The organism is Elusimicrobiales bacterium (assembly GCA_041651175.1).
Taxonomy (GTDB): domain Bacteria; phylum Elusimicrobiota; class Elusimicrobia; order Elusimicrobiales; family Elusimicrobiaceae; genus JAQTYB01.
This window is the reverse complement of the sequence record JBAZJT010000002.1, coordinates 48,526-62,239: the sequence shown is the minus strand read 5'-3', so window position 1 is coordinate 62,239 and position 13,714 is coordinate 48,526. Positions and strand designations below refer to the sequence as shown.

Genomic DNA, 13,714 nt, shown 5'->3' with positions numbered 1-13,714 from the left:
ATCACTCCTTATTGAGCCTGTCGTTAGCCTGCGAAATTTTTTCAGCCGCGCCCCGGCGCAGCAGCGCCAGTTTTTTGTGAATGTTTTTATCCGCCGCCGCCAGAATCTGCGCGGCTAGTATGGCGGCGTTGGCTGAACCGTCCACCGCCATCGCCGCCACCGGCACGCCGGAGGGCATTTGGGCGATAGACAGCAGCGAATCCAGTCCGGAGAGCTTTGAATTGACCGGCACGCCTATAACAGGACGCAGCGTCATGCTGGCGATTACGCCGGGCAAATGCGCCGCGCCGCCCGCGCCGGCGATGTAGACCAGCGCGCCCGCGCGCTCGCAGCGGGCGACGATAGCAGCCAACAGCTCCGGCGTCCTGTGCGCCGAGGCGATGAATGTTTTATGCGCTATGCCAAGCGTTTTGAGAGTGTCGCAGGCCTTGCGCATGACCGGCAGATCGCTTTCGCTTCCCATCACAACGGCGACTTTTATTTTTTCCATAATCCTATGTCCCCGCGGTATTGCATTCCGTCAAAACGGATTTCAGCGGCGGCCCTGTAGGCCGCCGCGATTGCGGCGGGCAAATCCGCGCCCAGCGCGCTTGCCGCCAGCACCCGCCCGCCAGCTGTAACCCAGCCGTCGGCGGTTTTTGCGGTCCCGGCGTGGAACAGCGCGGTGTTTTCCAGCCGCGCCGCGTTTTCAAGGCCGGAGATTATTTTTCCCTTCTCCGGCGAATCGGGATAGCCGCGCGCGGCCAGCACCACGGCGGCGCAGGCCCCGCTTTTGACGGGGATTGCGCCGGCGGGAAGATTGCCGTCGGCGCAGGCTTTTGCGGCTGCCGCCAGGTCGCAGTCCAGCATTGGCAGCAGGCATTGCGTTTCCGGGTCGCCCAGCCGGCAGTTGAATTCCACCACCTTGGGCCCCTGAGGCGTCAGCATCAGCCCGGCGTATATGACGCCGCGGTAATCAATCCCGTCTCCGGCTATGCCGCGCAGGAAACCGTCAAAAATGGAGGCGATGGCGGCTTTGGTTTTTGAGTCAACATCCGGCAGCGGGCAGCAGGCGCCCATGCCGCCGGTGTTGGGGCCCTTGTCGCCGTCCAGCAGCCGTTTGTGGTCGCGCGCAAGGGGAAGCGGCAGGCATTTTTTGCCGTCGCAGAAAGCCATGGCGGAGGCTTCGCTTCCCGTCATGAACTCCTCCAGCACCGCGCGCGCGCCCGCGCCGCCGAAAATTTTCTTCTCCATGAAATCGGATACGGCGGCAAGCGCGTCTTCGCGGGTAAAGCACACCCGCACGCCTTTTCCGGCGGCAAGCCCGTCGGCTTTGACCACAACCGGCAGCGGGGATTCCATCACCGCAGCCTTTGCCGCGGCGGCGTCGTCGAAAGTCCGCGCCGCGGCGGTGGGAATGCCGTATCTGAGCATGAACTGCTTGGCCCGGCTTTTGGAGGCTTCCAGCAGCGCCCCCTCCCTGCCCGGCCCGAACACGGCAATGCCGCGCGCGCGCAGGAAATCGGCGATTCCGGCGGCAAGCGGCGCCTCCGGCCCCACGAAAACCAAATCAACCGATTTGCCGGCGCAGAAGTCCGCGACGGCGGCGAAATCCTCCGCGTCAACCGGGGCGGTCTGCGCCAGCTCCGCTATCGCGGCGGAGGAGGGCGCGCAATATAATGTTCCCAGCGACGGGCTTTGCGCCAGCTTCCACGCTACCGCATGTTCCCTTCCGCCGGAGCCGATTAAAAGTATGTTCATGCGAAATCCGGGTTCTTTGCCGGATATTTTCCCGTGAAGCAGGCCGTGCAGAAGACGTTTTCCGTCCCGCCGGCGGCTTCCAGCAGGCTGGCCTCGCTCAGGTAGTGCAGGCCGTCCGCGCCGAGGTAGCGGCGCGTCTCCTCCACATTCATACGGTTGGCGATAAGCTCTTCTTTTGTGGGAGTGTCTATTCCGTAATAGCAGGGCGAGATGATGGGCGGCGAGGAGATGGCCATATAAATTTTCCGCGCGCCCGCCCGGCGCAGCCCCGCGACTATTTTGCGCGAGGTGGTGCCGCGCACTATGGAATCGTCGCAGAGGATTATGTCCTTTCCCTTCACCAGATCCGTGATGGGGGAAAGCTTGAGGCGCACCGTCAGCTCCCTTATGGACTGGGTGAAGTTTATGAAGGAGCGGCCCATGTAATGATTCCGCATCAGCGCCATTTTAAGCGGTATGCCCGATTCCTTGGAGAACCCGAACGCCGCGTGAGTGCCGGAATCCGGGACCGGCACAACCATGTCCGCTTTGATTCCCTTCATCTCGCGCGCCAGCCGCCGGCCCATGTCGTAACGGCAGGACTGTATGCTTTTGCCCTCCACTATTGCGTCCGGCCTGGCGAAATAAATCCTCTCAAAAATGCAGATTGCGGTTTTTCCGGGGCTTTTGAACCTGTGCACCGTCTTGCAAACCCCGCCGGAAATGGAGATTACCTCCCCCGGCTCAATCTCGCGCACTATTTTGCCGCCGGCGGTTTCTATGGCCGGAGTTTCGGAGGCGAGAATGTACGACTTTCCCGCCCGGCCCAGCACCAGCGGGCGGAACCCCAGCGGGTCGCGCGCCGCGATGATTTTCCCCGGCGCAAGAAAAATAAAGGAATAAGAGCCGCAGAGTTTGGGCAGGCTTTTGACCACCGCGTTTTCCAGCGGGCCTTTTTCGCGCGCCATGAGATGGACTATTATCTCGCTGTCGGTGGAGGACTGGAAAATGGCGCCCTTTTTCTCCAGTTCGCGGCGCAGGGCGAGCGCGTTGGTGAGTGTGCCGTTATGCGCGATGGACACCTGCCCGTGAATGTGGCTGTATAAAAGCGGCTGGGCGTTTTTTATCATACTGGCCCCGGCGGTGGAGTAGCGCACATGCCCCACCGCGCCGGTTCCGGGCATATGCGCCAGAATCTCGTCGGAAAACACATTGGCGACCAGCCCCATCCCCACGCAGGCGGAGAGTTTGCCTCCGTTATCCACGACAATCCCCGCGCTTTCCTGCCCGCGGTGCTGAAGCGAGAAAAGCCCCAGGTGGGCCAGCCTCGCGCTGTCTTTATGATTGGCTATCGCAAATATTCCGCACATATTTTTTCCTAGTTGACGTATCTGACCGCGTTGGCCAGTATATCCATCCCGTCGGCGCGGGAGGAGCGGTTTTTGCGCCAGCCCGGATGCTGGAACGGGAAGGCGAACCGCTCCGGATGCGGCATAAGCCCGAAACAGTTGCCTTCCGGGTTGCAAAGCCCGGCGATATCGTCCTGCGCGCCGTTGGGGTTTTCAACATATTGCAGCGCGGCGCAATGCCCCGCCCGTATTTCGGACAACACCGCGGCGGACCGCGTTACGAATTTCCCCTCGCCGTGGGCGATGGGCAGGTCAATCTCCGCCGGCAGGTTTTGGGTGAACAGGCAGCGGCTTTTGGGGTTGACCTTCAGCCGCACCCATCTGGCGGTGAAGCGCCCGTTGTCGTTGAAGGTAAAGCTCGCGCTCTGCCCGCCGGCAAAAGGCAGCAGACCGGCCTTCACAAGGATCTGGAAGCCGTTGCATATCCCGATTACCGGCCTGCCGGATTTTATGAAACGCTCAAGTTCGCCGCGCACTTTATCCAGCGCGGCGGCGTGAATTCTGCCGGCGGCGATATAATCGCCGTAGGAAAACCCGCCGGGGAAAGCGGCGATGTCAAAATCCGAAAACGCGGTTTTGCCGGAGACTATATCGCCGATAACAACCGCCTGCGCCGCCGCGCCTAGGTGGCGGAAGGAATCCGCCGTCTCGCAGTCGCAGTTGGTGCCGGGGGCGCGCACCACAAGGACTTTCGCTTTGCTCATTTTCCCTCCAGCGCGGCCACCAGGCCGTTTTGCCAGCGCAGCCGCAGCCTTTCAATATCCGCCGCCAGATACGGCGCGCCCTGCCAGACAAAGCCCAGCTCCTTCCCGCCTGTGCGGCCTATGCGCGCGGCGGCAAAGCCCTTCATGGCGGCGAGGAATTTTTTCTCGTCCTGCGGAGAAACTTCAAGCAGTATTCTGCCGGAGGTTTCGGAATACAGCAGCATCTCCGGCGAAAGGCCGGGGCCTTCATAAGGCGCGGCGTCCAGCACTATTTCCGCGCCGATGCCGCCGGCAAAAGCCATTTCCGCCGCGCAGACGGCAAGCCCGCCCTGAGAACAGTCATGCGCCGACAGGACCAGCCCCCTGCCCATCGCCTTTGCCAGCGCCTTGTAGAGCGCGAAATTCCCGGCGGCATCGGTCTTTGAAAGGCTGTTGCAGCTTATCCCCGTCATCTCGCGGTATACCGAGGGGCCGATATCGTCGCGCGTCGCGCCCAGAATATAGAGCGCGGAGCCGTCGCGCTTCAAATCCGAGCTGATTGTGCGCCGCACATCCTCCACCGGCGCCACAGCCGAAACCAGCAGAGTGCAGGGAATGGCCAAATTCCTGCCGCGCGCGTCTTTGGCCTGGTTGTAAAAACTGTCCTTGCCCGATATAAACGGCGCCTGATACGCCTTTGCGGCGTCGTAGCAGCCGCGCGCGGCCAGCACCAGCGCGCCCATGAGCGTTTTGTTCTCCGGGCTGCCCCAGCAGAAATTGTCCAGCAAAGCCGCGCGGGAGACGTCCGCGCCCATGCAGGCCAGGCCGCGCATCGCCTCGTCGGCGCACTGGAGGGCCATCTCGTAGGGGTCTATTTTGCCGGCGGCGGGGTTGATGCCGTGCGCCGCGGCAAAGCCGCAATAATCGCGGGTGTCGCCGGTGGCGGCATGCGGCCAGATGACGCAGCCGTCCTGCGGGCCGCCGTTTGCGCCGGAAAGCGGCTTTAAGACCGTGCCGCCCTGCACCTCGTGGTCGTACTGGCGTATCATGAACTCCCGGCTGCAAATATTGAGGTTTGCCAGCATGTCCTCTAAAAACCGGGCGCCGGTTTTGCGAAGTTTTGCGCGGCGCGGCTTTGCCGGCTTCCAGACGGCGGGTTTTTCTATTTTGGGGCAGGCGCCGTGCAGGAATTCCATATCCAGGTCAACCACTGTTTTTCCGTTATAGGTTACGCAAAGCCTTTTGCCGGAAAACTCGCCCAGCACGGCGGTCTGGCAGCCCTCGCCCGCGAAAACATTCTCAAACTCGCGCAGTTTTCCCGGAGGGACGGCGTATATCATGCGCTCCTGGGATTCGGAAACCCAGATTTCCCAGTCCAGCACGGCGGCGTCCTTGAGCGGCGCGCGCTCCAGATACACCCGCGCGCCGGTTTCCGCGCCCAGTTCGCCGATTGCCGAGGAAAACCCGCCCGCGCCGCAATCCGTAACCCCGCGGTAAAGGCTGCGGTCGCGCGCTTTAAGCTGCGCGTCCAGCACCCGCTTTTCGTTAAGGGGATGGCCTATCTGCACAGCCGACGCCGGCGAATCCTCGTCTATATCCGCGGAGGAGAATGTCGCGCCGTGAATGCCGTCCCGGCCTGTCCTGCCGCCGGCGCAGACTATAAGGTCGCCAGGGCGGACTTCCTTATGCACCGCCTTGCGCGGCATTATGCCGACGGTGCCCACAAACACCAGCGGGTTGAGCATATACCCCTTGTCAAAGCACACCGCGCCCGCCGCAGTCGGTATGCCCATGCGGTTGCCGTAATCGCGCACGCCGGTTACGACGCCGCGCAGCACCCGCTCCGGCGCAAGCGCGCTTTGCGGCAGGTTTTCGCGCAGTCCCGGCGGCGCGAAGCAGAAAATATCGGTGTTAAGCACCGGTTTTGCGCCAAGCCCCACTCCCAACACGTCGCGGATAACGCCGCCCACGCCGGTTTCCGAGCCGCCGTACGGCTCCAGCGCGCAGGGGTGGTTGTGGGTTTCGGCCTTGAAGGCCAGCGCCCATTTGCCGCCTTTGCCGAATTCCACCACGCCGGCATTGTCTTCAAAAACCGACAGGCACCATTTCTTGTCCAGTTCGCGCGTGGCCTTTACTATGGTTTCCTTGAAAAGATTGGGGATGCGCTCGGTTCTGCCGCCGCTTGTGAATTTCACGGGGCCGGAGAACGTCTTGTGCTTGCAATGCTCGGACCAGGTCTGGGCTATGGTCTCCATCTCGCCGCGCGAGGGCGGACGGCCCAGCTTTCCGAAATACTTTTGCGCCAACTCCATCTCAGGCCGGTTGAGCGACCAGCCGTATTCTTTGCTCAGGGCCAAGAGCGACGAGCCGGAGAGTTTCAGGAAATCCTCAAGTTCCGCTTTTACGGGAAGGGGTTTTGCAAGGGTTGGCATGGTTATATCACCTTTACGGCGCACACAAGCTCGTTTGCGAGGGTATCCAGCACGGCGCGCTCCAGCTTTTGCGCCCCGGCGGCGGTCTTGAACAGATACACGTCGGCGCAGCGCACCCGGCAGCCCGGCGGCAGTTTCCCGGCAAGGGCCTCCTCCACGCTTTCGCCGGCGGGGTCGGTAACGGAATTTTTGAACCGAACCTCCACCCGCTTCCAGCCCTTTTCCGGCAAAAGGTAAGGCGAAAAACCCCAGCTTTCGGTTACAGGGTCGCAGAGCAGCTTTCCCGCGATTTCGCCCAGCCGCGCGCGGGGAATATCGCCGGAAAATGAGTAAATCCTGGCGGTTCTGGCGGCGGAGATTTCCGCCTCCCCCGCCAGGTTTAACTCGTGCATCGCGCCGGCGGCGCCGGCGTCCATGAACTGCGGTTTAAGGCAAACCTCTATTTCCATGTCCGCTCCGTTATCCGGGAGAAAGCCTCCCTGTATCTGGCCGCCGTTTTTTCCGTTATCTCCGGCGGAAGCGGCGGAGGCGGGGAGTTTTTGTCCCAGCCGCAGCCGCTCAGGTAATCGCGCGCGAACTGCTTGTCAAAACTGGGCGGCGAGCCGCCGGGCTTCCAGAAAGTCTTGTCCCAGAAACGCGAGGAATCCGGCGTCAGCAGCTCGTCTATGACGGTTATTTCGCCGTCTATTTCGCCGAACTCAAATTTGGTGTCGGCAAGGATTATGCCGCGCGGCTCCAGCCATTGCGCGCCGAAATTGTAAAGGGCGAGGCTTAAATCGCGCAAAGCGGCGGCTTTTTCCGCGCCCAAGTCCGCAGCCATGCGGGCGAAGCTGACGTTCTCGTCATGGCCGGTGTCGTTTTTGGCGGCGGGGGTGAATATCGGGACGGGCAGCCTCTCGGATTCATGCAGCCCGGGCGGCAGCTTCTCGCCGCAAACCGCGCCGGTTTTCTCATACTCGCTCCAGCCGGAGCCGGACAGCCAGCCGCGCACAACGCATTCATAATCTATGCGTTTGGCCTTTTTAACCAGCGTGGCGCGCGCGGCCTGCCAATCGGAAAGTTTCACGCCGCCGATTTCCTTAGGGCGGGAGATGAAATGATTGGGCGCGATATGCGCGGTTTTGCCGAACCAGAATTCGCTGATGGCGGTAAGCAGCGCGCCTTTTTCCGGGACCGGAGTCGGCAGCACCCAGTCAAAGGCCGACAGGCGGTCCGTGGCTAGCAGCAGCAGCTTATCGCCCAAATCGTAGACGTCCCTTACCTTGCCGCGGCGCAGAAGCGGCAGAGGCAGCTCATTCCCATTCAATTGTTGCGGGCGGTTTTGAAGTGATGTCATAGACAACCCTGTTTATTCCCCTAAGTTCGCTTACTATGCGGCTGGATATGCGCCGCAGCAGTTCGTGCGGGAGGCGGGTCCAGTCCGCGGTCATGCCGTCGGAACTGTCCACCGAGCGCAGCGCGATTACGTTTTCGTAGGTGCGCTCGTCGCCCATCACACCCACCGATTTAACCGGCAGCAGCGCGGCAAAAGACTGCCACGCCTTCCTGTGCCAGCCGTCGCGCCGCAATTCCTCGCGCGCGATGGCGTCCGCCGCGCGGACCAGCGCCAGCCGCTGGGGCGTAACTTCGCCCAGTATCCGTATGGCAAGGCCGGGTCCGGGAAAAGGCTGTATTTCCAGAATCTCGTCTGAAATGCCCATGCTGCGGCCCAGCGCGCGCACCTCGTCCTTGAACAGGAAGCGCAGCGGCTCTATGAGCTTTAGCTTCATTTTCTCCGGCAGGCCGCCCACATTATGATGGCTTTTTATCGCCGCCGAAGGCCCCAGCACGGAAACCGACTCTATAACATCGGGATACAGCGTCCCCTGTGCCAGGAATTTGGCGTTTTTGACGCGGCGGGCCTCGCGCTCAAAGACCTCTATGAAGGTTTTGCCGATTATTTTGCGCTTTTTTTCCGGCTCTTCCACACCGGAAAGCCGCTTGAGAAACAGCGCGGAGGCGTCCACGGTTTTGACGCGCAGCCCCAGCTCGCGGCCAAGGTGCTTTTCAACGCGCTCCCTGTCTCCGGCGCGCAGCAGGCCGGTGTCCACGAAAATGCAGAAAAGCCGGTCGCCGACCGCGCGCTGGGCAAGCGCGGCCACCACCGACGAATCCACCCCGCCAGAGAGGCCGCATATGACGCTGTCCCCGCCGGCCTGCTCTTTTATGCGGGCGACGGATTCCTCAATCATGGAGGCCGGCGTCCACCGGCCTTTCACGCCGCAGATTTTGCGGGCAAAATTATCCAGTATTTTGGCGCCTTCGCCGGTATGCGCGACTTCGGGATGGAACTGCACCGCATACCAACCGCGTTTTGCGTCCACGGCGGCGGCAAAACCGGAATCGGCGGTTTTCGCGGCGGAGCGGAAGCCCGCGCCGGTGTTTTCAACGGCGTCGCCGTGGCTCATCCACGCCTTGAAGCGCGGTTTGACCCCCGCGAAAAGCGGGCAATTTTTGAGCGAAACGGAAACTTCCGCAAAACCATATTCCCGCTTTCCGGCGGGGGCGACTTTGCCGCCGCTTTCGCTGGCCAGAAGCTGCATGCCGTAGCATATCCCCAGCACCGGCAGCCCCATTGAGTATACCGCCGGGTCCGGCCTGGGGGATTTGGCCTGGTGCACGCTGGCCGGCCCGCCGGAAAAGACAAGGCCGGCGGGGTTTTTGGCTTTTATCTCCCCCGCCGGCGCGTGAAAAGGCAGTATCTCGGCATAAACCCCCCGCTCGCGCAGCCTGCGCGCTATAAGCTGGGTGTACTGGCTACCGAAGTCCAGCACAATTATCGTTCCGGCTCCGCTCATCAATGGGGCCTCCGCGACGGAAATTTTTTCGGATAACGGACAGCACCTTGGTACAATTTAATCTAGCAAATTTCCGCGGCGGCAATAAAGGCGCGCGGCGCGGCGTTAATTCTATATGGACAACTCGCGCGGCAAGATCTTCCTTATAAGCGAAAGCGTCGGCTGGTCCGGCGGCGCGACGCAGATGCTGATGCTGGCGCAGGGGCTGGCAAGGCACGGCTGGGAGGTGGTGGCCATCTGCCCCCGGAACGGCACGCTTTTCGCCCGCGCATCGTGCTGCGGGGTCAGAACCATCAACTGGCAGCCTTTTCAGGATTACGACATAGCCGCGGCGCTCAAGCTGGCAAGGCTGATAGACGCCGAAAAGCCGGACATAATACACGCGCATCATCCCATGGCGCACGCGGCGGGACTGGCGGCCTGTTACATAGCGGCGCACCGCGCGCCGTTTATCGTTTCGCGCAGGGTGTCGCATCCGCTGCGGCGCAACCTGTTCAGCCGGTTCAAGTACAAAAGCCCGCGCGTGAGCGGCTATATCGCCGTGGCGGAAGCGGTGGCGCAAATACTGGCCGATTACGGCATAGCCCGCGAAAAAATAACCGTCGTCTACAGCGGCGTGGACGAAACGCGCTTTGCGCCACGCAAGCCGGACTGGGCCGTGCTGGGGGAACTGGGCTTTCCCGACGGCATGCCGATAATAGGGCTTATCGGCAATTGCAGCCGCGACAAGGGCCAGCACATTTTCCTTGCCGCAGCCGCAGGACTGCTGAAGCAGAACGTAAAGGCGGCTTTCGTCTGCGCCGGCAGGGACACCGACGGGGAATGGATAAAGGGCGAGGCGCGCAAGCTCGGCCTGGGCGAACAGCGTCTGCGCCTGCTGGGGTTCCGGGAGGATGTGCCGGAAATAATTTCGGTCCTGTCGGCAAGCGTCAACGCCGCAATCGCGGGGGAGGCGGTTTCCGGCTCGCTGCGCGAATCAATGGCGATGGGCGTGCCGGTGATAGCCAGCGACATTGGCGGCCACCGCGAAATAATAAAAGACGGCTTTTCCGGCAGGATTTTTCCGGCGGGAAACGCCAGCCGGCTGGCGGAAATTATGCGCGAGTCCGTGTCCAAACGGGCCGACGCGCTGCAAATGGCGGGCAAGGCGCTGGACTTCGCGCTCGCCAACCTTACAGCGGCGGCTATGGTCGCAAAGACCGAGCAGCGGTATCTTGAGCTGATAAGCCGCCGGGCGGCACATGCAGAGTCCGCGTCGGATACGCCAGGCGCAGGCCCAGCCGCTCAAGCTCTTCCCTGACCTTCAGGTTTATTTCCTGCTGCCTGTCCATGAACACGGCATAATCCGGGTCCTCCACGTAATAGACAACTTCGTGTATGAGGCTGAAATCCCCGAATTCGGCGAAATGGGCCCGGTCAAAGGTTGCGCCGGAAACGCCGCCGACAATGCGTTTTATGGCCTCCGGCAGCTGCTTCATCGCCGCGGAAGGGCTTTCATAGGGAATGCCGAAACGCAGCACCACGCGCCTGCGGGACATGCGCTTGTAATTGTGCAGCCGGTTTTCAACAAGGTCGCTGTTGGAGCAGATTATCTCCTCGCCGCTCAAACTGCGCAGGCGGGTGGTCTTTATGCCGATATGCTCTATGGTTCCCATCTCCGCGCCGACGATGACGAAGTCGCCGACGGCGAAAGGCCTGTCAAAGAGTATGGCGAAATAGCTGAACAAATCCTTTAGCACCGTCTGCGCGGCCAGGGCGACGGCCACGCCGCTGATGCCCATGCCGGCTACCAGCGCGGATATCTTGACGCCCAGGTTGTCCAGTATCAGTATGCCGCCGAAACACCAGACGGCGGCCTTCACCAGCAGTATGATGCCGGAGAATTGTTTGCGCTCGCCCTCGCCCCTTCCCTTGAAAACATATTCCTTGAATATATGCGACACTATGTCCGAAACCGCCACCACAATCATCAGCGAAAGAGCCACTTTCGCGGCCATGTCCAGCGCGTGGTGCATGCGCAGTGTCAGGGTCAGGGACTTTGCGGAGAAATATACCGCCAGGAAATAGAAATACGGGTAAACCCGGCTGTCAAAGACCTCCAGCAGCAAATCATCCAGCGTTGTCTCGGTTTTCTCGGCGAGCTTGCGCAGAAAGGCCATCACCGACATCTTGAAAACATGCAGCGCCAGCAGCGCAGACAGCAGCGCCGCCGCGCAGATAAGCCACTGCTGCACGGCATTGCCCATAACGGCATAACCCAGAATATGTTTATATGTCATGTCGCCTCCGCGGCGCGCGCAACAGCGGCCAGCAGTTCCGCCACCTTTGCGGTGTTTTCAAGATAATACCGGGCGCGGGTGTTTTTTTTCCTGCCCACCCTGGCCGCAACGCCCCTGCCGGCGAGCGCGCGGAAAGCGTTCTCGTCGGTGCGGTCGTCGCCTATATACAGAGGGACGATTGCGCCTTCCTCCGCCCGGACCTTCTCTATAATATACAAAACCGCCCGGCCTTTATCCCATCTTAAAACGGGCGCGGCCTCCAGCACTTTTTTACCGCGCCCGGCCTCAAGCCCCGGATGCCGGGCCAGCAGCCTCATAAAAACCGCCCGCAGCCGCCTGGCGTCCGAAGGGCGGGCGCGGCGGTAATGCAGCGCGGCGGAAAATTCCTTGTTCTCCACAAGCGCGCCGCGCGTTCCCGCCGCCGCTGCCGCCAGCTCCCGGCGGAAGGCCGCCAGCGGCCCGCGCCGGACGCGCACGGAAAATTTCATGCCCCGGCCCGATATCCGGAAGCCGTGGTTTGACGCATATATGATGTTTTTCAGCCCTATGGCTTTGCGCAGATAGCGCAGGTCCCGCCCGCTGACTATGGCTATCATCACCGACGGCCTGGCCGCCAGATGCTCAAGCAGTTTTCTCGTGCGCGCGGGCAGCGCGGCCTTGCCGGGCACGGCGCGTATGGGGGCCAACGTGCCGTCATAATCCAGCATAAGCAGCAGCTTTTTCCCGGACAGCCGCCGGGCCAGATGCGGCCACGCCTTAAGGAGGTTTCTCATTGCTCGGCGAAATCCAGTTTCAGCAGCTCCGATATTATTTTTCCCGCCCAGCGGTAGATGTTGTTTTCCTCCACCACCTGCTTCATTTTAAGCATGCGGCGGCGGCGCTCCTCCTGCGGCATTGTAACGGCGGAGTAGAGCGCCTCGGCGAACTGCTCCCGGTCGTAGGGGTTTATCAGCACGGCGTCTGTCAGTTCCCTGGACGCGCCGGTGAAGCGGCTCAGCACCAGCATGCCCTTGTCTTCGCCGGCGGCGGCCACATATTCCTTGGCGACAAGATTCATCCCGTCGTGCAGCGAGCTTACCACGCAGACATCGCCCAAGTCGTAGAAGGCCAGCGGCTCCGGGTAATTCAGATGCCGGCGGATGAGGATGATGGGCTTCCACGAATCGGTGGAGTGCTTCCAGTTTATCTGCTCAACCAGCGAGTTTATCTCGTCGTTGAGCTGCTTGTAGCGCGGGATGTGGAGGCGGCTGAGCTCGCCCATCTGCAGGAACACGAACTGCTCGGCAAGCTCGGGGTGCTTTTCCAGCATTCTGTCCACCGCCAGCAGCCGCTCCGGTATTCCCTTGGTGTAATCAATCCGGTCCAGCCCCAGCAGCAGCTTTTTGCCGCCGATAGGGAATTCCTCGGTTATCTGCTGCTTAAGCTCCTTTATTTTCTGGAGGGAGAGGGATTTGCGTATATCGGCATAATCCACGCTTATCGGGAAGGGGCGCACCAGCGTCTCGCGCCCGCCGCGCACTACGGAGTGGCGCTCCCGGTCTATCTTGCATTCCAGCTCGCGGTCCACGACATCCAGGAAATTGCTGCAATGCAGGCGGATGTGGAAGCCCAGCATGTCGTTGGCCAGCAGCCCCTCCAGTATCTCTTTTTTCCTGGGGAAAATGCGGAACACCTCGTGCGCCGGCCATGGAATATGCCAGAAATGGGCCGAGATAATCTGGTTCGGCAGCTTTTCCTTGAGCATGGCTGGCAGCAGGCACAGATGGTAATCCTGAATCCACACAAAGGCCTTGCGCCCCTGCAACTCGGCGGCGATGGCGTCTGCGAATTTCCGGTTCACCTTGACGTAGCTGTCCCAGTCCTCCTGCCGGAAGGCGGGGCGGTTGAACACGGTATGGCACAGCGGCCATATCGCCTCGTTGGAAAACCCATAATAATAGCCGATTTCATCGGCTTTGGAGAGCCATATCCGTTTTAACGTGTATGCCGGGTTGTCCGGCGGAACAGCCAGCCGGCCAGAGGCATCCGCCGCTTTTTTATCGGCGTCGCCGTTGCCCCAGGCGACCCAGACGCCGTTGCAGGCCTGCATTACAGGGTCCAGCGCGGTGATGACGCCGCCTGAGCCGCGGCTGACCGTTACTTTTCCGAATTTGTTGTTATGAACGTAGGGCTGCCGGTTGGACGCCGTAACAAACACATAATCCGACAGTTTTTCCCTGGTGAGTTTCTGAAGCCCGCTTTTTGTCCACATAACCGCCTCCGTTGCCGGACGGCGGCAAAACCGCCCGGAATAATTGCGGATGGCGGCCCGACCATCACAAAAACCTCCGGGAAACCGCTCCCGGACCCGGCAAG

General features: G+C 61.3%; 12 protein-coding genes. 1 reads left to right on the top strand and 11 read right to left on the bottom strand.

Annotated elements, in window-relative coordinates; genetic code table 11:
• Position 1: 1 nt before the first annotated feature.
• From purE to guaA, 8 genes are read right to left on the bottom strand one after another with little or no spacing between them, the layout of a single operon-like run.
• Positions 2-490, bottom strand: a complete 489-nt coding sequence (gene purE, locus WC421_01940; GenBank protein MFA5160982.1) for a 5-(carboxyamino)imidazole ribonucleotide mutase — start codon at positions 488-490, stop codon at positions 2-4.
• Positions 478-1,740, bottom strand: a complete 1,263-nt coding sequence (purD, locus tag WC421_01935; GenBank protein MFA5160981.1) for a phosphoribosylamine--glycine ligase — start codon at positions 1,738-1,740, stop codon at positions 478-480. Before purD ends, purE begins: the two co-directional genes overlap by 13 nt.
• Positions 1,737-3,089, bottom strand: a complete 1,353-nt coding sequence (purF, locus tag WC421_01930; protein ID MFA5160980.1) for an amidophosphoribosyltransferase — start codon at positions 3,087-3,089, stop codon at positions 1,737-1,739. The genes purD and purF overlap by 4 nt, the downstream gene beginning before the upstream one ends.
• An 8-nt stretch (positions 3,090-3,097) precedes the next feature.
• Positions 3,098-3,832: a phosphoribosylformylglycinamidine synthase I gene (gene purQ / locus WC421_01925; protein ID MFA5160979.1), complete on the bottom strand. Its 735-nt coding sequence runs from the start codon at positions 3,830-3,832 to the stop codon at positions 3,098-3,100.
• Complete coding sequence (gene purL / locus WC421_01920) at positions 3,829-6,243, bottom strand: phosphoribosylformylglycinamidine synthase subunit PurL (protein ID MFA5160978.1); 2,415 nt, start codon at positions 6,241-6,243, stop codon at positions 3,829-3,831. Before purL ends, purQ begins: the two co-directional genes overlap by 4 nt.
• 2 nt (positions 6,244-6,245) lie before the next feature.
• A complete protein-coding gene (locus WC421_01915; GenBank protein ID MFA5160977.1) occupies positions 6,246-6,692 on the bottom strand; it encodes a hypothetical protein in 447 nt (148 codons plus the stop codon).
• Positions 6,683-7,549, bottom strand: coding sequence for a phosphoribosylaminoimidazolesuccinocarboxamide synthase (locus WC421_01910; protein ID MFA5160976.1), 867 nt, complete (start codon positions 7,547-7,549; stop codon positions 6,683-6,685). Before WC421_01910 ends, WC421_01915 begins: the two co-directional genes overlap by 10 nt.
• A complete protein-coding gene (guaA, locus tag WC421_01905) occupies positions 7,536-9,080 on the bottom strand; it encodes a glutamine-hydrolyzing GMP synthase (protein ID MFA5160975.1) in 1,545 nt (514 codons plus the stop codon). The genes WC421_01910 and guaA overlap by 14 nt, the downstream gene beginning before the upstream one ends.
• A gap of 115 nt (positions 9,081-9,195) precedes the next feature.
• Here guaA and WC421_01900 point away from each other — a divergent pair, with 115 nt between their 5' ends.
• Positions 9,196-10,380, top strand: coding sequence for a glycosyltransferase family 4 protein (locus WC421_01900; protein ID MFA5160974.1), 1,185 nt, complete (start codon positions 9,196-9,198; stop codon positions 10,378-10,380).
• Here the strand turns inward: WC421_01900 and WC421_01895 are convergent.
• From WC421_01895 to WC421_01885, 3 genes are read right to left on the bottom strand one after another with little or no spacing between them, the layout of a single operon-like run.
• A complete protein-coding gene (locus tag WC421_01895) occupies positions 10,265-11,359 on the bottom strand; it encodes a mechanosensitive ion channel family protein (GenBank protein MFA5160973.1) in 1,095 nt (364 codons plus the stop codon). The genes WC421_01900 and WC421_01895 overlap by 116 nt on opposite strands.
• Entirely contained in the window at positions 11,356-12,132 is a 777-nt protein-coding gene (gene otsB / locus WC421_01890; protein ID MFA5160972.1) for a trehalose-phosphatase, read from the bottom strand. Before otsB ends, WC421_01895 begins: the two co-directional genes overlap by 4 nt.
• The gene (locus tag WC421_01885) at positions 12,129-13,610 is read right to left on the bottom strand and encodes a trehalose-6-phosphate synthase (GenBank protein ID MFA5160971.1); all 1,482 of its coding nucleotides are present in this window, start codon (positions 13,608-13,610) and stop codon (positions 12,129-12,131) included. Before WC421_01885 ends, otsB begins: the two co-directional genes overlap by 4 nt.
• Positions 13,611-13,714 lie beyond the last annotated feature (104 nt).